Annotated in this window: 24 protein-coding genes and 1 pseudogene; 24 read left to right on the top strand and 1 reads right to left on the bottom strand. The window is 64.2% G+C overall.

The genetic code is table 11. From position 1 onward, the window contains the following. Nucleotides 1–223 precede the first annotated feature (223 nt). From HGB10_03405 to HGB10_03395, 3 genes are all read left to right on the top strand, one after another. Complete coding sequence (locus tag HGB10_03405; protein NTU70852.1) at nt 224–1969, top strand: hypothetical protein; 1746 nt, start codon at nt 224–226, stop codon at nt 1967–1969. A 66-nt stretch (nt 1970–2035) separates the two neighbouring features. Next, the gene (locus HGB10_03400) at nt 2036–3319 is read left to right on the top strand and encodes a phenylacetate--CoA ligase (GenBank protein ID NTU70851.1); all 1284 of its coding nucleotides are present in this window, start codon (nt 2036–2038) and stop codon (nt 3317–3319) included. 4 nt (nt 3320–3323) lie between these two features. After that, on the top strand, nt 3324–3758 hold the full coding sequence (locus tag HGB10_03395) for an ACT domain-containing protein (GenBank protein NTU70850.1): 435 nt from the start codon (nt 3324–3326) through the stop codon (nt 3756–3758). On the opposite strand, the gene HGB10_03390 is transcribed toward HGB10_03395, so the two are convergent. Then, a complete protein-coding gene (locus HGB10_03390; GenBank protein ID NTU70849.1) occupies nt 3737–4561 on the bottom strand; it encodes a hypothetical protein in 825 nt (274 codons plus the stop codon). The two genes, HGB10_03395 and HGB10_03390, sit on opposite strands and share 22 nt — an antisense overlap. Nucleotides 4562–4685: 124 nt before the next feature. On the opposite strand from HGB10_03390, the gene HGB10_03385 reads away from it, so the two are divergent. From HGB10_03385 to HGB10_03285, 21 genes and pseudogenes are all read left to right on the top strand, one after another. Continuing rightward, entirely contained in the window at nt 4686–5909 is a 1224-nt protein-coding gene (locus HGB10_03385) for a D-alanyl-D-alanine carboxypeptidase (GenBank protein ID NTU70848.1), read from the top strand. Between the two features lie 86 nt (nt 5910–5995). Next, complete coding sequence (gene gcvT, locus HGB10_03380) at nt 5996–7093, top strand: glycine cleavage system aminomethyltransferase GcvT (GenBank protein ID NTU70847.1); 1098 nt, start codon at nt 5996–5998, stop codon at nt 7091–7093. Between the two features lie 39 nt (nt 7094–7132). Beyond that, nucleotides 7133–7516 carry a glycine cleavage system protein GcvH gene (gene gcvH, locus HGB10_03375; GenBank protein ID NTU70846.1) on the top strand — a complete coding sequence of 128 codons (384 nt, stop codon included), beginning with the start codon at nt 7133–7135 and terminating at the stop codon, nt 7514–7516. A gap of 5 nt (nt 7517–7521) precedes the next feature. After that, the gene (locus tag HGB10_03370) at nt 7522–8913 is read left to right on the top strand and encodes an aminomethyl-transferring glycine dehydrogenase subunit GcvPA (protein ID NTU70845.1); all 1392 of its coding nucleotides are present in this window, start codon (nt 7522–7524) and stop codon (nt 8911–8913) included. 56 nt (nt 8914–8969) lie between these two features. Further along, the gene (locus HGB10_03365; GenBank protein NTU70844.1) at nt 8970–10409 is read left to right on the top strand and encodes an aminomethyl-transferring glycine dehydrogenase subunit GcvPB; all 1440 of its coding nucleotides are present in this window, start codon (nt 8970–8972) and stop codon (nt 10407–10409) included. 10 nt (nt 10410–10419) lie between these two features. After that, on the top strand, nt 10420–11229 hold the full coding sequence (locus tag HGB10_03360; protein NTU70843.1) for a lipoate--protein ligase family protein: 810 nt from the start codon (nt 10420–10422) through the stop codon (nt 11227–11229). A gap of 124 nt (nt 11230–11353) precedes the next feature. Then, nucleotides 11354–11599: pseudogene (locus HGB10_03355) on the top strand (hypothetical protein). A gap of 139 nt (nt 11600–11738) precedes the next feature. Further along, nucleotides 11739–12002, top strand: a complete 264-nt coding sequence (locus HGB10_03350) for a hypothetical protein (GenBank protein NTU70842.1) — start codon at nt 11739–11741, stop codon at nt 12000–12002. Nucleotides 12003–12027: 25 nt separating this feature from the next. Then, nucleotides 12028–12480 carry an FHA domain-containing protein gene (locus HGB10_03345; protein ID NTU70841.1) on the top strand — a complete coding sequence of 151 codons (453 nt, stop codon included), beginning with the start codon at nt 12028–12030 and terminating at the stop codon, nt 12478–12480. Then, on the top strand, nt 12480–13187 hold the full coding sequence (locus HGB10_03340) for a MerR family transcriptional regulator (GenBank protein ID NTU70840.1): 708 nt from the start codon (nt 12480–12482) through the stop codon (nt 13185–13187). The genes HGB10_03345 and HGB10_03340 overlap by 1 nt, the downstream gene beginning before the upstream one ends. A gap of 2 nt (nt 13188–13189) precedes the next feature. Further along, nucleotides 13190–13645, top strand: a complete 456-nt coding sequence (locus HGB10_03335) for a hypothetical protein (GenBank protein NTU70839.1) — start codon at nt 13190–13192, stop codon at nt 13643–13645. 8 nt (nt 13646–13653) lie between these two features. Beyond that, nucleotides 13654–14187: a hypoxanthine phosphoribosyltransferase gene (hpt, locus tag HGB10_03330; protein NTU70838.1), complete on the top strand. Its 534-nt coding sequence runs from the start codon at nt 13654–13656 to the stop codon at nt 14185–14187. Beyond that, a complete protein-coding gene (locus tag HGB10_03325; protein ID NTU70837.1) occupies nt 14184–15179 on the top strand; it encodes a potassium channel protein in 996 nt (331 codons plus the stop codon). Before hpt ends, HGB10_03325 begins: the two co-directional genes overlap by 4 nt. A 59-nt stretch (nt 15180–15238) precedes the next feature. Beyond that, nucleotides 15239–15757, top strand: a complete 519-nt coding sequence (locus HGB10_03320) for an adenine phosphoribosyltransferase (protein ID NTU70836.1) — start codon at nt 15239–15241, stop codon at nt 15755–15757. Between the two features lie 187 nt (nt 15758–15944). Continuing rightward, nucleotides 15945–17066 (top strand): hypothetical protein, encoded by a 1122-nt coding sequence (locus tag HGB10_03315; GenBank protein ID NTU70835.1) that lies wholly within the window; start codon nt 15945–15947, stop codon nt 17064–17066. Between the two features lie 117 nt (nt 17067–17183). After that, on the top strand, nt 17184–18950 hold the full coding sequence (locus HGB10_03310; GenBank protein NTU70834.1) for a 4Fe-4S binding protein: 1767 nt from the start codon (nt 17184–17186) through the stop codon (nt 18948–18950). Next, nucleotides 18947–19546: an indolepyruvate oxidoreductase subunit beta gene (locus HGB10_03305; protein NTU70833.1), complete on the top strand. Its 600-nt coding sequence runs from the start codon at nt 18947–18949 to the stop codon at nt 19544–19546. Before HGB10_03310 ends, HGB10_03305 begins: the two co-directional genes overlap by 4 nt. Continuing rightward, nucleotides 19543–19959: an ACT domain-containing protein gene (locus HGB10_03300; protein ID NTU70832.1), complete on the top strand. Its 417-nt coding sequence runs from the start codon at nt 19543–19545 to the stop codon at nt 19957–19959. Before HGB10_03305 ends, HGB10_03300 begins: the two co-directional genes overlap by 4 nt. Before the next feature lie 37 nt (nt 19960–19996). Next, nucleotides 19997–21205 (top strand): ABC transporter substrate-binding protein, encoded by a 1209-nt coding sequence (locus HGB10_03295; GenBank protein ID NTU70831.1) that lies wholly within the window; start codon nt 19997–19999, stop codon nt 21203–21205. Nucleotides 21206–21279: 74 nt separating this feature from the next. After that, a complete protein-coding gene (locus tag HGB10_03290; protein ID NTU70830.1) occupies nt 21280–22473 on the top strand; it encodes an ABC transporter substrate-binding protein in 1194 nt (397 codons plus the stop codon). A gap of 29 nt (nt 22474–22502) precedes the next feature. Further along, nucleotides 22503–23136: branched-chain amino acid ABC transporter permease (locus tag HGB10_03285; GenBank protein ID NTU70829.1), on the top strand; the 634-nt coding region annotated here is incomplete at its 3' end.

Here is a 23136-nt window from a genome sequence, read left to right as displayed (position 1 = left end):
CTGCTAGAATACCCTTCACCGCCGCGCGTCCGATGCCTGGGTGACGTGACGGTATGTTCGTTGCTACCCGCAAAACGTACTTCCCCGCGCACCTTCGAGAGAGCGCTATACACAGTTGGACGATTTCAACCCCGAGACATACGAGCCCCGGCCGCCTCGTGCGCACCGCAATCGCCCCAGCAAGAGCAACCCTCAGTCGACGACGTGGGTTGTTTTCGCGCTGGTGGGGGTCATCGCCGTGGTGCCGGCGCTCATCGGCGTGGACGCTGCGTTCAGCGTCGGCCGCATCCATCCCGGCGTAACCGTCGGCGGGATCGACGTAGGCGGCATGACCGCCGAGAAGGCCGTCGCCACGCTCTCAGCCGAGATCCCCAAGAAGACCTCGGCCCCGGTCAACATCCGCTACAACGGCAAGGAGTGGGAGGTCGCGTCTAAGGATCTCGCGCTGACCTACGACTACAACGCCCTCGCGGCGTCGGCAGCAGCGGTCGGTCGTGACCAAGGCTTCTTCGCCAACCTCAAGACAAACTTCTCCGCGTGGTTTGGCGCTTCGAAGCTGCCTGCGACCGGCATCGCCGACGACGCCAAGCTCAACGAGCTCATCGGCACGATTGCCGCCGACACCGACGTTGTACCTGTGGATGCAGCCGTCTCCGTCAAGGGCACCACGTTTGAGACCTCACCCGCTGAATCCGGCGTGCTTCTCGACCGAGCGGCGCTTTCGGCCACGTTGCTGGCGACCTTCACTGCTGACGAGCACAACATCGATGCGCCCGTACACAAGGCAGAGGCGGACGTGAGCGATCCGGCCGCGGCTGCCGCGAAGTCGACCGCAGAGACGATGGTCTCGGCACCCGCCACGATCACGTTCGACAAGAAGTCGTGGGAGCTGTCGGAGAAGAAGCTCGCGAAGCTCATCGAGTTCGAGAAGTCGCAGCCCGCTTCGGACGCGCCGTGGGTGCTTGAGCCCGTCATCTCCTCGGAACTTGCTTCGGAGAGTCTGCAGCCGGTCTTAGGCAAGGCGGTCGGCAATCCTGCGCGGGACGCCAAGTTCAGCACGCGCGCCGGCAAGGTCACGATCGTGCCGTCCAAGGTGGGTATCGGCCCGGACTTCGAGGCGTTGGGAGCCGCGCTGACAGCCGCGACGCGACTGCCCACCGAGCAGCCGCGTGTCGTACAGCTGCACACGCACAAGACGGTTCCGGCTCTCACCACCGAGATGGCGCGCGCGATGAATATCAAGAAGCGCATCTCGACGTATACCACCTACTACACGGCGGGCAACCGGCCGCGTGTGAACAACATCCACCTCCTCGGTGACTCGCTCGACGGCAAGCTCGTCAAGCCCGGCGGTACCTTCTCGTTCAACAAGGCGATCGGCCAGCGAACCGCTGCGAAGGGCTACCAGGAGGCCAACGCGATCGTCGATGGCAAGTTGGTCCCGCAGCTCGGTGGAGGCATCTGCCAGGTCGGCACCACGCTGTTCAACACCGTGTTCCTCTCGGGAATCCCCGTGCTCGAACGCCACAACCACTCGTTCTACATCTCGCACTACCCCAAAGGTCGAGACGCTACCGTTTCGTGGGGCGGCCCTGACCTGAAGTTCAAGAACGATACCGACGACTGGATGCTGATCTCGGTTTCGTACAGCGCCGGGTCGATCACCATCTCGCTGTACGGAACCGATCCCGGCTACAAGGTCACCTCGAAGACAAGCGCGTTCTCGAATGAGAAGCCGTTCCCCACCGAGAAGACCAAGGATCCCAAGCTCACTGAGGGCAAGACGGTCGTGGAGGATCCGGGCGTGACCGGCCGTACGTGCACCGTTACCCGAACGGTCAAGAAGGATGGCAAGGTCATCCGCGTCGACACCTTCAAGTCGGTCTATCGCCCGAAGGTCGAAATCGTCAGAGTAGGCACGAAACCGAAAGCATCGAAGCCCGCGACGGATACCGCGGGGCCGAACTAGCGGAAGTTTCTCGCGGCGTGCGGGAAGCGGGGAGGGGGAAGCGTGTTCCAACCGGATCTCGAATCGATGCCGCGTACGCAGCTCGAGGAGTTGCAGCTTAAGCGGCTGCAGGACCGACTTCGTGCGGTCTATGAGAACGTCCCGCTCTACCGAGAGAAGTTCGACGCAGCCGGGTTCGATCCCGACAGCCTCGTGACGCTTGAGGATCTCGCTCGCGTGCCGTTCACCGTCAAGGACGACATGCGCTCCGCCTACCCGTACGGCATGTTCGCAGCACCGTTGCGCGACATCGTTCGCGTGCACTCGTCGTCGGGTACCACCGGCCAGATCACCGTCGTCGGCTACACGGCGGGCGATATCGATCGCTGGGCGGATCTCATGGCACGCACGTTCGCGTCGGCGGGTGCAAGTGCTGACGATGTCATGCAGGTCACATACGGCTACGGGCTGTTCACGGGAGGTCTGGGCGCGCACTACGGCTCCGAGCGCCTCGGCGCTCTCACGATTCCGGTCTCCGGGGGCAACACCAAGCGCCAGGTCCAGATCCTCAAGGATTTCGGCGTCACGGTTCTCGCATGCACGCCGAGCTATGCCGTTCTTATCGGCGAGACCGCCAAGGAGATGGGGATCGACCCGCGCGACCTACCGCTGCGAATCGGCGTCTTCGGTGCGGAGCCGTGGAGCGAGAACATGCGCCGCCAGATCGAGGATCTTCTCGGGATCACGGCTATCGACATCTACGGGCTCTCCGAGATCATGGGGCCCGGCGTCGCATCCGAGTGCGTTCACCAGAACGGGCTGCACGTGTTCGAGGACCACTTCCTCATCGAGATCCTCGACCCTGAGACGCTTGAGGCGGTGCCGGACGGGGAGTACGGCGAGGTCGTCTTCACCACGCTCACCAAAGAAGGCATACCGGTCATCCGCTACCGCACTCGCGACATTTCGCGAATCATCCCGGGATCGTGTGCGTGTGGCCGGACGTTTCGGCGCATGGAGCGCATCACCGGGCGCACCGACGATATGCTCATCATCCGCGGCGTGAACGTGTTCCCCAGCCAGATCGAGCAGGTGCTCGCCGGGGTCCCGGGAGTGGCGCGGCACTACCAGCTCGTACTCACCAAGAAGGGTGCGCTGGACCACGTTGAGGTTCAGGTCGAAGTCGCGCCGGACTTCCAATTCGACGAGGTACGCGAACTCGAGCGATTGCAGCGCAAGGTGAAGGGCGACATCGAATCGGCGCTGGCCGTGTCCATCAACGTCAAACTCGTTGAACCGAAGTCGATTGCACGCAGCGAAGGAAAAGCCAAGCGTGTGCTCGACCTTCGCAACGAGCAGGGGGGTGCGTAAGGCCATGATCCAGCAGCTTTCGGTCTTTCTCGAGAACAGCGCCGGACGGCTCAGCGAGCTCACTCGGGCCCTGGGCGACGCCGGCATCAACATGCATGCCCTCATGGTCGCCGACACCGAGCAGTTCGGGGTCGTGCGCATCATCACCGACTCGCCTCACAAGGCCAAGGAGATTCTCGACGCGCTCGCGTTCAGCGCGAAGCTGACGCCGGTGGTCGCTGTCGAGGTGCCTCAGCGCCCCGGTGGACTTGCCGACGTCCTCGAGGCACTCGGCAGATCCGGCATCAACATCGAGTACGCCTACTGCTTCGTCGAGCCCACGGGCGATGCGGCGGTCGACGTCTTCAAAATCGACGCACCCAACGCCGAGGACGTGTTGCGTGCTGCGGGCTTCCGAGTACTCGAGGAGTCCGACCTTTACGCTCCAGACACCGCCTGAGCATCGGCGTCCGTATCGGCAGCCTGCTCGGGTGCGATCTCGACCAGAAGGTGACGCAAGACATCGATGTCGGTGTCTGCGCCGAGTGTCTGCGTCGTGACCTGCTCGGCTGTTGCGCCAACGGTGTGGCGGACGCTTGCGGCGACCCGGTCGGCGACGATCGGTGCAGCAGCCCCGGGCGTGTGAGGGAGCAACACAAAGAATCGCCCATCGTCGAGACGAGCGACGTCATCGACCATCCGCACGTCGTCGCGAAGAATGGCCGCCACGGCGCGGACTAGACTCCGTAGTTGCTCGGGTCGCTGGCTCGCTGTCAGCGAGGTCTCGAGTCTCAGCAGCACCACAGCGAACCCTTCGCCGTATCTCTCGGAGCGTTCAATCGCCTGCATGAGCGAGATGGCGGCATGTCGCTGGCTATAGACGCGGCTCCACTCATCGAGCGCGCCTTCGTTTCCCTCAGCCGCGAAGAGGTACTTCACCCGCCCGAAGATCTCGCCACCGACGATGCCTACCAGGCAGTATCCCGCGAACCGGGACGCGACGAGTAGGAGGGCCTGCGGCGTCGCGCCCGCGGCAATGACCGGCATTCGCAGCGCAAGGTAGAGGAGGCACGCGATCAGCGCGGCCACGGTTCCCCGCCTTCGCCCCCAATGGACGGCCACCGCCATGACGCCGACGATTGCGAGCTGTCCCACGATCTCAGCGACATCCGCACTACCGGCGGCGAACGATGCTGCGAGCGTGAAGACCACGAGTAGCGCGGTGGCACCGATGATGAGGCGTTCGAATTGCGAGTACTGCACGATGTGCTCCCGTCCCCATACGGGCTTACCTGGCATACCTTCGTAGTACACTCGGAATCGGTCTTCGCCGTGCTCAGACGGCGGTCGACCAGAATCAGTTTGCTCCTACGTCAGCCGGATGGCTATGCGCATTTTCACGAAACCATGCACCCCCACGCGCCCGTCAGGGTTCCTATGGACGGCGCTCATCGTTCTTGTGCTTCTGTCGCCTGTAGTATCGGCCGTCGCGAAGCCACGCTCGAGTGACCTCGTCGACGGCAGGACCGCTGCTGCCCGAGGCCTTGCGATCGGCGCCTTGCCGGACGTCTCGATGGAGGCCGGTCTGCTCTCCGACGCCGATGGGCGCGTACTCTGGAGCCGAAGAGCAGGCGAGCGCCGCTCGATGGCGAGCATCACCAAGATCATGACGGCCATCGTCGTGCTCGAGAAAGCCAAGCTCGATGAGGTCGTCACGGTGCCACGGGAGGCCGCATCGGTCGGCCAGTCCACGGCGTATCTGGTGCCCGGCGAGAAGCTCACCGTCAGCGAACTGCTGCAGGCGATGCTCGTGAAGTCGGGTAACGATGCTGCTACCGCGCTCGCGTTGCACGTGGGCGGTTCGGAAGATGAGTTCGTGGTGCTCATGAATCGCAAGGCCCGCGAACTCGGCATGAAGAGCACGCATTTCGAGAATCCACACGGACTCGATGCCTCGGGCCACTACTCGACAGCGGCCGATCTCGCACTCATGGCTCGCTACGCCATGGACAAGCCGGAGTTCCGGCGCATCGTGCGTCAGAAGAAGGCCGTCATCGGCCGCCGGGGGTACAAGCACAGGCTCGAGAGCACGGACCTGCTGCTCGGGAACTACCGAGGCGCCATCGGCATCAAGACCGGCAACACCGACTCGGCTGGCTACTCGGTCGTCTCGGCTGCCGTGCGAAACGGGGTCCTTCTCTATGGTGTGGTGCTTGGAACCGACTCCGATCAGATGCGCTTTCAGGACGCGCGCAATCTGTTGGACTGGGGATTTGCCCATTACCGACCACAAGAGCTCGCTACGGCCGGAACGGTGGTCGGGGAGGCTCCCGTGAGCAACTACCTCGACGTTGCCGTCGCCGCGGCGATCTCCGAGGATTCATCGGCCACGGTGCTTGATCTGAACGGACCGATTCTTCGTACCGTGACCATCGCATCGGTGCGAGCTCCGGTGCACGTGGGCGACAGGGTTGGGGCCGTGACGTTCACACAAGATGGGCGTCAGATCGCCGGTCTGCCACTCGTCGCGACCCAGGACGTCGGGCGTCCTAATCCGTTCCAGTGGGCGTGGACGGGCATAGTCCGTGGTTGGCGTGCGGTGTTCGGCTGATCTGATGGTTGCGTGGCCCGCTTGCTGCGCTATCGTTCTCGACGGGTCACTGACGGGCCCATGGATTCACGTGGAAGGTGAACTCAATGTCTGACGCGCTCAAGCGCACGCCCCTGTACGAAGAGCACCTCGCACTCGGTGCACGCATGGTTCCGTTCGCGGGATGGGAGATGCCCGTCCAGTACCACGGCATCATCGAAGAGCACCGCAGCGTGCGCTCATCGGCGGGCGTGTTCGACGTCTGTCACATGGCCGAGTTTCGCGTCTTCGGCATCGGTGCAACCGAGTTCTTGCAGGGCCTGTTCACCAACGACATCACGCGCATCTCGCCGATCGGGCAGGCGCAGTACACGCTCATGCTCGACGAGGACGGCCACATCATCGACGACCTCATCGTCTACCACACCGGCGACATTGAGTACCTGATCATCGCGAATGCATCGAACGCCGAGACGGACTTCGCGTGGATCTCGGCGCACGCACCCGAGGGCCTCGAGGTCGTTGACGAGTCGGATAGGACCGCGCTCATCGCGCTCCAGGGACCGAAGGCGCTTGCCATCATCTCGGAGCTCGCGGGCGAAGGCTGGGCCCCGCCCGATCGTTTCGAGGTCGGAGGGGGCTCGCTGGACGGCATCACGACGCTCATCGCGCGTACCGGGTACACGGGCGAGGATGGCGTCGAGATCGTGTGCCGCGCTTCGGACGCCGCAGCGGTCTGGCGCGTGCTGCTCTCGTTCCCCGAGGTCAGCCCAGCAGGACTCGGTGCGCGGGACACCCTGCGACTCGAGATGGGCTATCCGCTTTACGGCAATGACATGGACCGCACCATCGACCCCGTTTCGGCGGGTCTCGGATGGGTGGTCCCGAAGGCAAAGGACGGCTACATCGGCGCTGAAGCGGTCGCGTCGGTGCGCGCGGCCGGGCCCGCGACCAAGCTCGTCGGGATGACCGTCGAGGGCGCCATCCCGCGTCCCGGAATGAGCGTGTTGCACGCAGGCGAGGTGGTGGGTAAGGTAGCGAGCGGCAGCTTCTCGCCCACGCTTGAGACGGGAATCGCCACCGCATACGTACCTGCGGCGCTTGCCGCCGCGGGCACCGCATTTGAGATTGAGATTCGCAGGAAGACCGTACCGGCCACAGTCGTGAAGCCACCGTTCGTCTCCACGACGTCACTGTCCGCCTGAGCCTCAGGCGTCCGGCTTTCGAAAGGAGCGCAATTCACCATGGCACACCCCAGCGATCGCGTTTACTCCAAGGAGCACGAGTGGGTCCTCGTCAGCGGCGACGTCGCCACCGTGGGCATCTCCCACTTCGCGCAGGATCAGCTTGGTGAGGTCGTCTATGTCGACCTGCCCGCTGAGGGCGACACCCTCTCCGCTGGCGATTCGTTCGGTGAGATCGAGTCGGTCAAGTCGGTCTCCGAGCTCTTCGCCCCTATCTCCGGCGAGATCGTCGAGGTCAACTCCGCGCTTTCCGATACGCCCGAGACGGTGAACTCGGATCCGCACGGTGCCGGCTGGATGATCAAGGTGCGCGTTGCCGACGCTGCCGAGGTCGACGCGCTGCTCTCCGCCGAGGACTACGACGCCTTCATCACCGAAGGCTAGGCTGCATGCGCTACATCCCTGTTACGTGCGAACAGCGCGAAGCGATGCTTCGCGCTGTCGGCGTTACTGCCGTCGACGACCTGTTCGCGGTGATTCCCGAGGCAGTGCGCTTCGAAGGCGATCTTGCGTTGGCCGATGGCCTCACGGAGATCGAACTCGACTCGCACCTGCGCAGGCTCGCTGAAGCCAATCTGGGCTCCGGCGACCTGGTGAGCTTCCTCGGCGCAGGCTGTTACGACCACTACATCCCGAGCATCGTCGACAGCGTCGTCTCCAAACCGGAGTTCTTCACGGCCTACACGCCATATCAGCCCGAAGTCTCACAGGGCACGCTTCAAGCCATCTACGAGTACCAGACCATGATCTGCGAGCTCACGGGCATGGACGTCTCGAACGCGTCGATGTACGACGGTGCCACGGCGTTCGTCGAGGCGGCGCTCATGGCGTGTCGGGTCACCCGGCGACATAAGGTCATCTGCGCCGCTTCGGTACACCCGGAGTGGCAGAACACGCTCGTCACCTACGCCGAAGCGGGCGTGATGGAGGTCGGGATGTTCGCCCCGGTCGCCGAGGATGGCACCACGCTCGTTGCGGGTGAGGGTGAGCTCGTCGGGCACGGCCTCGCTGAACTGCTTTCGGCAGGTGACGTGGGTGCGGTGCTCGTGCAGTCACCCAACTTCTTCGGCAACTTCGAGGACCTCGCCGCCATCGGGCGCCTCGCCCACGAGGCGGGCGCGTTGTTCGTGGTCGCCGCCAATCCCATCCTGCTCGGCATAGTCGAGCCGCCCAGCGCCTACGGGGCTGATATCGTCGTAGGCGAGGGCCAGCCACTCGGCAATGCGGTCAGCTACGGCGGGCCCGGTCTCGGCTTCTTCGCGTGTGCTGAGAAGTACGTACGGCAGATGCCCGGTCGCGTCGTTGGTCGCACGGTGGACGTCGATGGCGCTCGAGCCTTCGTGCTCACGCTTTCCACCCGCGAGCAGCACATCCGCCGAGAGAAGGCGACCAGCAACATCTGCAGCAACCATGCGCTCAACGCGCTGACCGCGTGCGTGTACCTCGCCGCTGTCGGACAGCAGGGTCTCGCCGGTATCGCACGCTCGTGTGTGGCGAAGGCCCACTACCTGCGCGACGCATTGCTGGCGACGGGCAAGTTCACGGCACCGTGGGACACCCACTTCGGCTACGAATTCACGCTGGCCTACGATGGCGACGTGGCGCAGATGCACGAGGCGCTGCTTGATGCGGGCTTCCTGGCCGGAGTGAGCGTCGCCGATGTCGAGGGCGAGTGGCCTACCGGCGTCGAGAATGCGGATCGTCTCGTGGTCTTCGCCGTCACAGAGAAGCGCACCCGAGAGGAAATGGACGCCTTCGTGGAGGAGGTGGCCGCCCTGTGACCGAGCACCTTGCAAACACACCCGACGCGGCCCCCGTCCGCGGACCGCGCACGCTCATCTTCGAGGTCGGAGCGCCCGAGTCGCGCTGCGTCGAAGCGCCACCCCTCGACGTGCCCCTGGTTCCCGTAGACGAGTTGCTCGGCGGCCGTGTTCGCACAGAGCCGCCGGCGCTCCCCAACGTCACCGAGCTCGAGATCATGCGTCACTACGCGCACCTTGCATCGATGAACTTCGGCGTCGATTCGGGAATGTATCCGCTTGGCAGTTGCACCATGAAGTACAACCCGCGCATCAACGAGCTTGCGTGCCGCCTGCCGGGATTCGCGGGAGTGCACCCGTACCAGCCCGAGTCGACCGTGCAAGGCGCGCTCGAGCTGATGGTGGGGCTGGCCGATGCGCTGGCCGAGATCAGCGGCCTGCCAGCCGTCACCCTGCAACCGGCAGCGGGAGCGCATGGCGAGTTGGCCGCGCTCATGGTCATCCGTGCAGCTCACACGGCCCGCGGCAACGCCCGCAAGAAGGTCATCATCCCGGACACCGCGCATGGCACCAATCCTGCGTCGGTGACGATGTGCGGATATGAGACGGTCACGATCCTCTCCGACGAGAAGGGTCAGGTCGACGTCGAGGCATTGAAGGCGGCTCTCGATGAGGACGTCGCGGCGTTCATGCTTACGAATCCCAACACCGTGGGCCTGTTCGACGAGAACATCGCCGAGATCACAGCCGCCGTTCACGCGGTTGGGGCGTATGCCTACTGCGATGGAGCCAACCTCAACGCGATTCTCGGCAAGGCCCGCCCGGGCGACATGGGCTTCGACGCGATGCACATCAACTTGCACAAGACCTTCTCCACGCCGCACGGCGGGGGCGGACCCGGTGCCGGTCCTGTGTGTGTCGCCGAGGAGCTTGCTGCGTTCCTGCCTGGCCCGCTGCCGGTCGAGTTCGAGGACGGGACGTTTGGGCTTGGCTGGTCGGAGCACACCATCGGGCGCGTAAGGAGCTTCTACGGGAACTTCGGCGTGCTCGTTCGGGCCTACGCCTACATCCGGGCGTTGGGAGGCCTCGGGCTGACCGAGGTCGCCGAGCAGGCGGTCCTCTCGGCCAACTACCTCAAGGTCAAGCTCGAGGGTGCGTTCGACGTGCCGTACGGCCGCACCTGCATGCACGAGTTCGTGATGAGCGGTGCGCGCCAGAAGCGCGAGAGCGGCGTGCGCACGCTCGACATGGCCAAGCGCCTGCTTGATTACGGTTTCCATCCGCCCACGGTTTACTTCCCGCTGCTGGTGGAGGAGGCCATGATGATCGAGCCGACCGAGACCGAGCCGCTTGCCGCGCTCGATGCGTTCGCCGAGGTCATGCTGACCATCGCTGATGAGGCGGCACGCGATCCTGAGCTCGTGAAGGGTGCGCCCTACACGACGCCCGTCCGGCGCCTGGATGAAGCGGGCGCGGCACGCAACCCCGACCTGCGCTATCGGTCGGCAGGGGAGTGACCCTCGGGCCGTGAACGCCTCGTGGCGACTTCTGATCGATGACGGTCCGGCCGATGGCGCCTGGAACATGGCACTCGACCGGGCCGTTCAGGTATGCCGAGAAAAGGGTGGTTCACCGCCGACGCTTCGGCTTTATCGCTGGATCAGGCCGACGGTCACGCTGGGCAGGTTTCAGTCTGCGGATGGCGTCGACATGGAGGTGTGCGCAACCTCCGGGATTGACGTCGTACGTCGCTTCACAGGCGGGCGGGGGGTTCTGCACGACGATGAGCTGACGTACTCGATCGTCGCCGGTACGGCCGATGGTGTGCCTCGCGGCACGGCGGCCTCCTACCGGATGCTCTGTGAGGGTCTGGTCGAGGCATACCGTGCGCTCGGCGTCGAAGCCTCGCTGACTGCTCGACCCCGGGGCGATGGCTCGTCGGCAGCGTGCTATCTGCATGCGACGGCAGCGGATCTGTCACTTGGAGCACTCAAGCTTTCCGGTTCCGCCCAGGTATGGCACGGGTCAACCGTGCTGCAGCACGGCTCGTTCACGTTGTCCCGCGATGTCGCGCGTGAGGCCCAGGTCTTTCGCCTCGCAGGCGAGGAGTCCAAGCGACTCATGGCTGAGACCGCGACGATCGAGCAGTCGCTTCAGCGCCGACCGACGGATGCGGAGTTGTGTGAGGCGGTTGTGGCCGGTGTTTCGCGTGGACTGTCACTCGACCTTGAGCCTGGCGTGATCTCCGAAAGTGAGCGGGCTTTGGCGAGTGAACTGCTACCCGAGACGGACGCGCGCACGCTTCCGCGCAGGTCGAATGTCAGAACCTCAACGTAGGGTTTACGTCGAGCCGGTGTCTCCGGTCGAGCCAACCGCGTGAACCTGTCCGGCTTAGCCGCGCAACGTCGCAGGTATGCGCTACAATCAACCGACATCGGCAGTTGCGCACAGGAGGACGGCGATGAGCGTGCACGACGATACGAGCGATGCGCTTCTCGACCTTGAACATCGGTCGAACGAGGAACTGCGCGAGCTGCTCGACAACCTGTACGCGGAGGAGCAGCGGGTTTCTTACCGCCGCCGCGTGCTTCACGGCAAGATCGACATCCTTCGCTCCGAGCTCGTCCGCAGGCTCAAGGCCGGCCGAGAAGCGGGCGAAGACATCATCAGCGGGCGGGACGTCGATAGACTCATCGATATTCTGACCAACGACCTTCGGGGCGTTTCGAGGTTCGATGTGGCGTCTGATGACGTGTCCGATCCCGACGAAGACGCATCCCAGGACTAGTTCCGCCAGAATCCCCTCGGACCGGAGAAGCCGGTTCGTGGTCTACGAAGGAGGACGCGTGGCCAGCAGCATCACCGAGCGCATGAAGCAGTTCTTCGGGGACCTCACCACCGACCCCGTCGAGGAGCGCGTGATCGAGTACGTGATCCGTGAGGTCCACAATGGGCGCCGACTCATGGAGGTCATGGACGACCCCTACGTCCGCAACCGCCTTTCCGATGCCAAGCGTGACGAAGTTCTCGAGAATACCGAGGTTATCGACGCGCTCGAGGAAGAGATTCACTCCGCGTTCCAGTCTCCTGACATCGGATTCTCGCACTAGCGCCAACCACGAGGAGGGCGGCTCCATGTCTGAATGTCCCGCCTGCGGAATCGATATAGACCCTTCGGCCACCGAGTGCTCGTCGTGCGGTGCGGTGGTTTCGGGTACCACTGCGTCGTTCGCACCCGTCGGCTCTCCTGACCAGGCCCCGGTCGCTGGTGAGGCCGCGGCGGAGGGACCGGTGCTCGTCGTTCGCAAGGGGCCTCAGCCCGGCGAACGCTTCTTCATCGATCGTCCGCGTCTCAGTATCGGTCGTGACCCCGAGAGCGACGTCTTCCTCAACGATATGACCGTCTCTCGGCTGCACGCGGTCGTTGAGATGATCGGTACCGATGTGCGGGTGACCGACTCGGGTTCGCTCAATGGCACCTACGTCAATGGCGTCCTCGTGGATACGGCGGAGCTCGACAACGGCGATGCGCTCCAGATCGGCACGTTTCAGATGGTGTTCTTCTCGGCAGTTGAAGGCGGGAGCTGATGACAGGCCGCGATTACCTGACCATCGGCGAGGTCGTCCAGCGCTTGCAGGGAGGCTATCCCGACCTTTCTATCTCGAAGGTCCGCTTCCTCGAGGAGGAAGGGCTGGTCGCACCGGAACGCACGCAGGGCGGCTACCGGAAGTTCTCACAGACCGATGTCGCACGCGTCGAGATGATCCTGCGACTCCAGAAGGAGCACTTCCTGCCGCTGGCCGTCATTCGTGAGAAGCTCGCGGACTTCGACCGTGGCCGCATTCCGGCGGAACTGCAGCGTGCCTCGGTCGGAATGACCGCTCCGCTGCCGCTCATCGCCGATGAGGACGGTCCGCTTGTGCTCGAGGACGCGCCAAACGCCCTCGGTATCCCGGTGTCCTTCATCCGCGAGCTCAGTGACTTCGGGCTGGTCGCCATTGCGAAGGGCGATTCGGGCGACGAGATCGCTCGCGCCGATGTGCAGATCGTTCATGCGGCGTGGGAGTTGCGTCGCTTTGGCGTGGAGCCGCGCCACCTCAAGATGTACGAGAACTTCTCGGATCGAGAGGCCGCGCTGTTCTCCCAGATCCTCATGCCCGCTTTCCGGCACCGTTCCGCGGACACGAAGCAGAAGCTCTCCGAGACGCTCGTCGAACTCGGAGCGCTCACCGACGAGCTCAAGAGCCGCCTGCTACGGCGGGGGCTGGCGCGTGTCTTCGAGGACATCGGATAGGGATGGCGGCTGCAGGGGACATCCCCGAGCACGCTGTGCACGCCGGTACCATCACGCACCCTCCGCTCGACGAGATCGGCTTCGCGCACGCCAGTGAGCGCGTCGCGGCCGAGATCCTCGACTTCTACCGTATCCGGTGGGAGTACGAGCCCACGACCTTTCCCATCGAATGGGATGGTAAGGGCAACGTCATCTCAGCGTTCTCTCCTGACTTCTACCTGATCGATTTCGACCTCTACATCGAACTCACGACCATGTCTCAGAAGCTCGTAACCAAGAAGAACCGGAAGGTCAGACGGTTGAAAGAGCTCTACCCGGACATCAACATCAAGGTGTTCTACCAGAAGGATTTCCGTCGGCTTCTCGCACGTTTTGGAGTCGCATCGGAGTCGATCGCTCATGCTGATGGTGGTGGCGTACTGCCGACCGTCTCAGAGGACGAGGAGCCGGGTCAGTGAGGCAGGGTCTGCCGGCAGCGCTCAGCCACGTCGTCCTCGATCAGGCCGCGATCGCACAGCGGGTGGTCGAACTCGGTGAGCAGATCACCAGCGACTTCGCCGGACAAGACGTCCGCCTCGTCACCGTCCTGCGCGGCGGGCTCTTCTTCCTCGCCGATCTCTGTAGGGCCGTCGATCTGCCGGTGACCCTCGACTTCATGGCGGTCTCTCCCTACACGCCCGGCGTGGGTGGAGCGGTTCGCGTGACCAAGGACCTCTCGGATACCGTCGACGGCGCCAGCGTGCTTCTGGTCGAGGATGTCGTGGACACCGGTCTGACCGTGAACTACGTCTACTCCCTGCTCAAGGCCCGTGGAGCCAGGTCGGTTGATGTCTGCACACTGCTGGACAAGCCCGCTCGGCGAATCGCCCCCGTGCCGATCGCATACTGCGGATTCGTGATGCCCGATAGGTTCCTCGTCGGGTACGGGCTTGATCTGGATGGTCGTTACCGCAATCTCACAGGAATCGTGGCCCTGCACGAGGAGGGTATCGCCTCATGAGGCGCCGCGTCGTCTTTGCGCTCATCGCGCTCGTCAGCGTTCTCGTCATAGGCGTCGCGGGCTACATGCTCGTCGAGGGATGGGGGTTCCTCGACGCGCTCTACATGACAGTGATCACTGTCGGGACGGTCGGCTTCCGCGAGATACAGCCGCTGTCGCGGGCGGGCGAGGCCTTCACGATGTTCATGATTCTCATCGGCGTTGCGTCACTGGGTTTCGCCCTCGCGCAACTCGTCGAGTTCTTGCTCGAGGGACACATCTTGGGTTTTCTGGAAGGACGACGTATGGAGAAGCGAATCGCATCGATGCAGGGGCACACGATCATCGCAGGTGCGGGTCGCGTGGGTGCGGTGGTTGTGCGCAACCTGGCGGACGAGCGCGCCGAATTCGTAGTGGTCGACGTGACCCCGGAAGCGCAGGAGACCGCCAAGGAGCAAGGATGGGCCTTCGTGCTTGGCGACGCGACCGAGGAAGACGTCCTGATTGAGGCGGGTATCGCGCATGCAGGAGCGATCGTCACGGCTCTCTCGGGTGACGCCGAGAACCTGTTCGTGACCGTCACCGCTCGCGCCCTGAACGCCGACATCTTCATCGTCGCCCGGTCCTCGCATGAGAGCACCGAGGCCAAGCTCCTGAAGGCGGGTGCGAACCGGACGATCACCCCCAACGTCATCGGGGGACGACGTATGGCATCCATGGTCCTTCACCCCACCGTCTCGGACTATCTCGACATCGTTTCGGGCAGCGAGGGTGTGGAGTTTCGGCTGCAAGAGGTGCAGTTGGAACGGGCGTCCGCGCTCGTGGGGAGTTCGCTGGCTGACTCGCGAATACGCGAGCGCACCGGCGCCCAGGTGGTAGCCGTCTTGCACGTCGACGGTCGCGTGGACGCTAACCCATCGGCCTCGACGGTGCTCGCGGCAAACGAGCGCCTCGTGGTGCTCGGTACGCCCGAGCAGGTTGAGGCGCTTGCCGAGGTAGCCTGCAGTAGATAGTCCCTGCACCCGGTTTCGGGTACCCTGACACCGTCCGTTCACCACCCCGAGGAGGAATCGTGGACCTGTCCACCTACATTCGTGACGTGCCCGACTGGCCCAAAGAGGGCATCATCTTCAAGGACATCACGCCGCTCCTTTCCAGCCCCGAGGGTTTCAAGGCCGCTATCGATCAGCTCGCCGAGCAGTTCGCCGGTGCCGGCGTCACCAAGGTGATGGGCGCCGAGGCCCGCGGCTTCATCTTCGGCGGTGCGCTTGCGTATCAGCTCGGTGCCGGGTTCGTACCTGCCCGCAAGCCGGGCAAGTTGCCGTGGAACACCACCTCGGTCACGTACGATCTTGAGTACGGTACCGACTCACTCGAGATCCACGCTGATGCCATCTCGGCCGATGACATCGTGCTCATCGTCGACGACGTGCTTGCGACCGGTGGAACGGCTGCTGCAAAGGCGCAGCTCGTCAACGAGGTCGGAGCAACGGTCGCGGGCTTCGTGTTCCTCATCGAGCTCGACTTCCTCCATGGAAGCGACAAGCTTCCCGCCGGTGCCAAGGTGGTCTCGCTGATCCACGTCGACTAGACGCAGGACTACGTTCACTCATGCGCCCCTCGCTCAGGTCGAAGTTCGGCCGAGGCGAGGGGCGTTTTGTTGCCGTCGCGTGGAGTCCACCGGGACCGGGCGGTGGTATCATCGGATTGTCCGGCCGCCCCATGTGGGCGGAACCTCACATCGTAGCCGCAAGAGCAGCAGCAGGAGGTCCATTCGCGTGCGGACCCGCCGATCCCATCACATCCTTCGCGCAAGCGCATGTGTTCTCGCGCTGGTGCTCGTCCTCGGCGCGGCGGTCTCTGCCGGCGCGGCGCCTTCGAATGCCGCGATACGCAAGAAGCGCGCGCAGGCCGAAGCCGCCGACAAGAAGCTGCAAGACCTCGGCGAGCAGCTTGAGATGCGCGGCGAGGAGCTTGCCGAGATCGAAGAGGCGCTGCTGGGCACCCGCAAGCGGATCGCATCGACCGAGGTCGAGCTGGAGCGGGCGAGCGCCGACCTCGACCACTCGCAGTCGCTTCTCGATCACCGAGCTTCGAGCATCTACCGCAACGGCGGCCTGAGCATGGTCTCTGTGCTCGTGGGCGCGAGCGATTTCTCGGACCTCGTCAGCCGGCTCGACCTTATGCGCCGCATCGGTGACAGCGATGCGGCGATGGTCTCAGCGGTCAAGGTCGCCAAGTCACGCGTTGAGGCGACCAAACGCTCGCTTGAGACCCGCCAAGCCGAGCAGGTCGCGCTCCGTGCGGAGGCCCGAGACAAGGCCGAGGAGGTCGACGCTGCTCGCGGGCGGCAGGCGGCATACGTGGCGGGCCTCAAGAAGGACTTGAAGCAACTCATCGTGAAAGAGCGGCGACGCCTCGAGGCGATTGCCGCTAAGCGCCGGGCTGAGGCCGAGGCGCGAGCCAAGGCCATCGCGGCCCGTAACAACAAACGCCCGTTCACCGGCAAGCTCGGGGCCCCGCACCCGGAGGTCGTCGACATCGTGAAGCGATACCTTGGCGTGCCCTACGTCTGGGGCGGCACCTCACCGTCGGGTTTCGACTGCTCCGGCCTCATGCAGTACAGCTACCGCAAGATCGGGATCTATCTGCCGCGCACCAGCCGCGTGCAGTTCCATGCGGGGGATTACATCCCCCCGGACAGGCTCGATCTGCTGCGTGCCGGCGATCTCGTGTTCTTCGGCTACAACGGCAGTGCTGACAAGATCCATCACGTCGGGATGTACATCGGGGGCGGCATGATGATCCACGCCCCGTACACCGGCGCGCGCGTGTCGCGCGCCTCGCTCTACGCTCGGATCAACTCGCGCGGGGACTACGTCGGAGGGTGTCGCCCGTAGGGGCCTGACGTCGCCGCGAACGGCCTGTTCAGAGGGGGTCAGCGGTGCCATCGCCGCCGCTCACGTGTGGTATCATGCGCCTACCTTGTTGGATGGAAGCAGGGGAGATATGCACGCGTGAGTCGCATTCTGCTGTCGGGTAACGAGGCTGTAGCGCACGGTGCCTGGCAAGCAGGTGCCGCCGTCGGCGTGGGATACCCCGGCACCCCTTCCACCGAGACCCTCAAGCACTTCGCCGCTCTCGACGGCGTGTACGCAGAGTGGGCTCCCAACGAGAAGGTCGCACTCGAGGTCGCAGCCGGCGTCTCGTTCGCAGGCGCACGATCACTCGTCACCATGAAACACGTTGGGCTCAACGTCGCCTCAGATCCGCTGTTCACGCTCGCCTATACGGGCGTGCGGGGCGGGCTGGTCATTCTGGTTGCCGATGACCCCGGTATGCACTCGTCGCAAAACGAGCAGGACTCTCGCAACTACGCAGCCTTCGCCCGCGTGCCGGTGCTTGAGCCATCCGACTCGAGCGAGGCTCTTGCCTTTACTACGGAGGCGTTCGAGCTCTCCGAGCGGTTCGACATCCCGGTGATCGTTCGCTCGACGGTGCGGGTCAGCCATGCGAAGTCGCTCGTGGAACCGGGCGAACGCGTCACTGCGCCGGCTACGGGCGAGTACGCGACCGATCCCGCGAAGTGGGTCATGATGCCGGGGATGGCCAAGCGGCGCCGGATCGACTTGGATCGGCGCATCGCTGAACTCACCGAATTCGCCGAGACCTCGCCGCTTAACGTGGTCGAGTATCGCGATACCTCCATTGGCATCGTCTGTTCGGGAGTGTGCTACCAGCACGTCCGAGAGGCGATGCCTGAGGCGTCCGTTCTCAAGCTGGGTATCGGCTTTCCCATGGCGCCGAGCCTTCTCTCCGAGTTCGCCTCGCGGGTGGACGTGCTGCATGTGGTGGAGGAGGCCGACGCGTACCTCGCTCGTTCGCTGCGCCAGCTCGGCCTCGTTGTGACGGATCTGCCACTCTTGCCGGCGGGCGAGCTGAGCCCCGGCGCGATTCGGACCGCGTTTGGTCTGCCCGAGCCGACGCTGCGTGAAGCCGAGGAGGCGATGCCGCCCCGGCCACCGCTCATGTGCCCGGGCTGTCCCCATCGCCCTGTCTTCGACACACTGCGACGTAAGAGAGCCGTGGTGACCGGGGATATCGGCTGTTACACGCTCGGAGCGCTCAAGCCGCTGGCGGCCATGGATTCGTGCGTCGACATGGGCGCCTCCATCGGAATGGCACATGGCGCCGAACTCATCGGCGGCTTTGGCAAGCGACCGGTCGTGGCGGTTATCGGCGATTCGACGTTCGCGCATTCCGGCGTGACCGGACTGATGAACACCGTGTACAACGGTGGCGCGGGGACCGTTCTGATCCTCGACAACCGGATCACGGCCATGACGGGGCACCAGGGCAACCCGATCAACGGAATCACCTTGCAGAAGCGCGATAGCCACGAGGTCGACCTTGAGGGGCTGGTCCGTGCTCTCGGCGTGCCACGGGTGCGCGTTGTCGATCCGCAGGACTTCGAGGCCACACGCTCAGCGCTTGAAGAGGAGATCGACGCCGAGGAACTCTCCGTGGTCATCTACAAGGCGCCGTGCGCCCTCCTCATCAAGGAGAAGCAGGATCCGTACGCGGTCATCGAGGAGGCATGCACGAAGTGCGGGGTGTGCATCAAACTCGGTTGCCCCGCCATCGGCAAGGATGAGATGACCTCTCGGGCCTACGTGGACACCTCGGTCTGTGTCGGGTGCGGTCAGTGCGTGCAGGTGTGCAAGTACGACGCGTTTGAGCGCACCGGTCCCTCGTGCGACTTCAAGGGGGCCGATCGGCGATGAGTGCGCGCAACGTCACGACGGTCATGCTCTGCGGCGTCGGCGGCCAAGGGACGATTCTCGCTGCCGACCTGCTTGCCAAGGTCGCGGCCGGTTCGGGGCTGGACGTGAAGCTGTCCGAGGTCCATGGCATGTCCCAGCGCGGGGGTAGCGTCGACACCATCGTGCGATTCGGCGATCGCGTCTTCTCGCCGGTGACCGATCCGGGCATGGTCGACCATCTTGTCGCGTTCGAGATCATCGAGGCCATGCGCAACGTGCACTATGTCAGGCCGGGCGGTCGGCTGATGGTCAATCCTTCGTCGATACGGCCTTTGCCGGTGCTTACCGGAGAGTTGCCGCCGCCGCATGGCCTGCAGGCCATCCTCGCCGAGGAGAACGCGGTTTTCATCGACGCAGATGAACTGGCATGTGAAGCGGGTAGCCCCAAGTCCGCGAACGTGGTTCTGATGGGGGCCCTTTCGATAGGGCTCGACTTCGAAGAGGCCGTCTGGCACGACGTCATCTCGCGCCGAGTGCCGCCCAAGACGGTAGAGGCCAACCTCCGGGCGTTCGCGCTCGGTAGGGAGGCGTGTCAACGAGGGGAGTGCGCACTGTGAACGTTCAACAGCTCAGCGTGTTCATCGAGAACAAAGCCGGCCGCGTAAGCGAAGTCACCGACGTGCTCGGCGACGCAGGCGTCAACATCAGGGGCTTCTCGGTGTCCGACACTGCGGACTACGGCATCGTGCGGCTGATAGTCGATGATCCCGACCACGGTAAAGAGGTGCTCTCGAACGCCGGATTCACGGTCAAGGAGAATCCGGTCCTCTGCCTCGACCTGCCGGATCACCCCGGCGGGCTCGCAGGCGTCCTCAAGGAGGTCTCCTCGGCCGGTGTGAACATCGAGTACGTCTACTCACTTATCGCGACCTACGTGGTCATCAATGTTGCTGATATCGAGCGTGCGGTGGCTCTGCTCTCGGGCAAGCCCGTTCGACTCGTTGATCAGGAAGAGATTGCGCGCATCTGAATAGGCAGAGCGTGCGGGGAAAACAGGAGGTAAGGACATGCGTGGTCGTACGTTGAAGATGTGTTTGGCGGTGTTGGAGGCGGCGCTTGCGACCGCACTCGCAGTGACCCTGATCGGGTGTTCGGGTTCTGGTACGGCCCCCTCGGGTTCGGGGGGAAGTGGTGGTGAAGACACCATCAAGATCGGCGCGATCGTGTCCCTCACGGGGACCTACGCAGGGCTCGGCGCTCCCGAGCAGAAGACCCTCGACCTCGAGGTCAAGCGTATCAACGCCGCTGGCGGCATCAACGGCAAGCAGGTCGAGGTCATCATCGAGGACGACGCGACAGACGAGGCGAAAGCCGTCGCAGCGGCGTCCAAACTCATTGAGCAGGACGGCGTAATCGCCATCATCGGCGCGACCGGTACGGGCCAGACGATGGCTGTTCGTGGCGACGTCAACCGGGCGGGTATCCCGCAGGTCTCCATGGCCGGCGGCAGTGCGATCACCGCGAACTTCGACCCGCTCGTCTTCCAGACGCCGTGGTCGAACAAGCTGGTCATCCCGTTCGAGCTCGCGTACATGAAGAGCAAGGACATCACCAAGATTGCGGTCATCAGTGACACCGGTGGGTTCGGTAAGGACGGCCTAGCCGTACTTCTTGCCGAGGCGCCGAAGTCCGGCGTCGAAGTCGTCGAGAACCAGACGTTCAACGCCGGCGACACCGATTTCTCGGCACAGCTGACGAAGATCAAGGGGTCCGACGCCCAGGCGATGCTGGTCATCACCTCGGGCAAGGAAGCCGCTGCGGTGGTGCAGCAGGCCAAGCAGCTAGGCGTGAAGGTGCCGTTCTTCGGTACGCACGGCAACGCGCGCATGGAGTTCATCCAGGGTGCGGGCGACGCTGCCGAGGGCTTCATCTTCCCTGCAGGCAAGATCCTTCTGCCCGAAAGCTGGGGCGTGGGTACCGAGCCGTACAAGGTCGCTACCGCGTTCGTAGACGCGTACTCCGCTGCGAACAACGGCGAGAAGCCGAGCACGTTCGCTGGCCACGCGTATGACGCGCTCAATCTCATCGTCGAGGCCGCGAAGCGTGTCGAGGGCGATCTGACACCGGCTGCGCTGCGTGACGAGATCGAGAAGACCAACGGTTGGGTTGGTATCGGCGGCGTCTTCACCTTCTCGCCGACCGACCACAACGGACTGAGTGAAGACGACCTGAACATGTACGAGGTCAAGGACGGCGCCTGGACTATCGCCGAGTAGACGCAATCAACCGGCCGGAGGCGGAGGGCGATCGTGCCCTTCGCCTCCGACTGCCGATGAAGGGAGAGCTAACGATGAGGGCACGTAGTCTGTTGCCGCGCTGGGTGGTTGTCGCTTTCGCTGCGGCGCTCGTGGTATCGCTCGCCGGGTGCGGCGGAGCGAAGTCGACAACCGGCGGCAGCGCTGACGCTGCCGACACCTACAAGGTCGGAGCGATCCTGTCGCTGACCGGTACCTATGCTGCGCTTGGCGAGTCCGAGAAGAACGCACTGAATCTCGAGGTCAAGCGCATCAACGATGCGGGTGGCATCAACGGCAAGAAGCTCGACGTCATCATCGAGGACGATGGGACCGACGAGGCGAAGGCCGTGGCGGCCGCATCCAAGCTCGTCGGCCAAGAGAACGTGATCGCGATCCTGGGTGCGACGGGCACCGGGCAGTCGATGGCGATTCGTTCCGAGATCGACCGGGCAGGCATTCCGCAGGTTTCGATGGCGGGCGGAACTGCCATAACGGCGAACTTCAGTCCGCTCGTGTTCCAGACTCCGTGGTCGAACACGATCGTAGTTCCCTTCGTGCTGGGTAAGGTTGCCTCGGATGGCAACAAGAAGATCGCGGTGCTCAGCGACAGTGGTGGCTATGGCAAGGACGGACTTGCTGTCATCAAGGCCGAGGCGGGCAAAGCCGGTCTCGAGATCGTGAGTGACCAGACGTTTAACGCGGGCGACACCGACTTCTCGGCGCAGCTCACCAAGGTCAAGTCATCGGGCGCAGATGCGCTCGTCTTGTGGACTGCGGGTAAGGAAGGCGCGAGTGTCGTCAAGGGTGCCCGCGACCTCGGGGTCACGCAGCCAATGTACGGCGGCTCCGGTCAGGCGAAGATCGAGTTCGCGCAGGGCGCCGGCGAAGCGGCCGAAGGCTTCATCTTCGGCACCGGAAAGAGCCTCACGCCGGCGAACTGGGGCGAGGGAACTCCCGAGTTCGATGTGGTGAACGGGTTCGCTGAGCGCTACAAGGCCGCGTACGGACAGTCGCCGGACATCTTTGCCGGACACGCCTTCGACGCACTCGCTATCCTTGAGGACGCTCTGAAGCGCTCTAACGGCGATACAAGCCCGGCTGCGCTCACGGCATCGGTCGAGGGTACGAAGGATCTGATCGGGTTCGGTGGAGCGTTCACCTTCACCCCGACGGACCACAACGGCCTGACCGCCGACGATCTCGCGCTCTACGAGGTCAGTGGCGGCGCGTGGAACACCCTCAAGTGATGACACTCTCCCGAGAAGGGCGCTGAGAGTTGGCGCTGTCAGATCTGCTGCAGTTCACCATCGCCGGACTCAAGAGCGGCGCCATCTACGCACTCATCGCGTTGGGGTTCACCATCGTGTTCGCGGCGACGGGCGCCATCAACTTCGCTCAGGGTGAGTTCTTCATGTTGGGAGGGATGATCGGGGTGTGGCTGACACACCTCGGTCTCCCGCTGCCGGCAGCCGTCGTGGGCTCCGTCTGCCTCACCGCGATGATCGGTGCGCTGTTTGAGGTGCTCGCCATCCGGCCGATCGCCGACGGTGATCCACTGCGTATCATCATGGTCACCATCGGTGGCTCGGTCGTCTTGCGTCAGGCTGCGTTGCACATCTTCGGCCCGGATGAGATGCCGCTCCCGGCGTTCTCCGCGGGTGATTCGATCATGATCGGTGGGGCGGCGATCGAGCGCCAGACGCTGTGGATATGGCTCATCACCGCGCTCGCTGTGGCCGCACTGTTCTTCCTGTATCGAAGGACCATGCTTGGGCGCGTGATGCGCGCGACGTCGCTGCAGCGCGAGGCCGCGCGCCTGGTGGGCGTCGACACCGGGTTCATGGTGACAGTGTCGTTCGCGCTGGCTGCGGCGTTGGGTGCCGTGGCCGGTCTCGCGGTCGCGCCCCTTA

It is taken from the genome of Coriobacteriia bacterium, assembly GCA_013334745.1.
GTDB lineage: Bacteria > Actinomycetota > Coriobacteriia > Anaerosomatales > JAAXUF01 > JAAXWY01.
The sequence above is the reverse complement of the archived record's forward strand: the minus strand, read 5'-3'. Positions and strand labels throughout refer to the sequence as shown.

Excerpts from the sequence above, each read along its gene's own strand:
- HGB10_03400 (NTU70851.1), top strand. The coding sequence starts at position 2,036 with ATGCCGCGTACGCAGCTCGAGGAGTTGCAGCTTAAGCGGCTGCAGGAC.
- HGB10_03395 (NTU70850.1), top strand. The coding sequence starts at position 3,324 with ATGATCCAGCAGCTTTCGGTCTTTCTCGAGAACAGCGCCGGACGGCTC.
- HGB10_03385 (NTU70848.1), top strand. The coding sequence starts at position 4,686 with ATGCGCATTTTCACGAAACCATGCACCCCCACGCGCCCGTCAGGGTTC.
- gcvT (NTU70847.1), top strand. The coding sequence starts at position 5,996 with ATGTCTGACGCGCTCAAGCGCACGCCCCTGTACGAAGAGCACCTCGCA.
- gcvH (NTU70846.1), top strand. The coding sequence starts at position 7,133 with ATGGCACACCCCAGCGATCGCGTTTACTCCAAGGAGCACGAGTGGGTC.
- HGB10_03370 (NTU70845.1), top strand. The coding sequence starts at position 7,522 with ATGCGCTACATCCCTGTTACGTGCGAACAGCGCGAAGCGATGCTTCGC.
- HGB10_03345 (NTU70841.1), top strand. The coding sequence starts at position 12,028 with ATGTCTGAATGTCCCGCCTGCGGAATCGATATAGACCCTTCGGCCACC.
- HGB10_03340 (NTU70840.1), top strand. The coding sequence starts at position 12,480 with ATGACAGGCCGCGATTACCTGACCATCGGCGAGGTCGTCCAGCGCTTG.
- HGB10_03335 (NTU70839.1), top strand. The coding sequence starts at position 13,190 with ATGGCGGCTGCAGGGGACATCCCCGAGCACGCTGTGCACGCCGGTACC.
- HGB10_03325 (NTU70837.1), top strand. The coding sequence starts at position 14,184 with ATGAGGCGCCGCGTCGTCTTTGCGCTCATCGCGCTCGTCAGCGTTCTC.
- HGB10_03305 (NTU70833.1), top strand. The coding sequence starts at position 18,947 with ATGAGTGCGCGCAACGTCACGACGGTCATGCTCTGCGGCGTCGGCGGC.
- HGB10_03295 (NTU70831.1), top strand. The coding sequence starts at position 19,997 with ATGCGTGGTCGTACGTTGAAGATGTGTTTGGCGGTGTTGGAGGCGGCG.
- HGB10_03290 (NTU70830.1), top strand. The coding sequence starts at position 21,280 with ATGAGGGCACGTAGTCTGTTGCCGCGCTGGGTGGTTGTCGCTTTCGCT.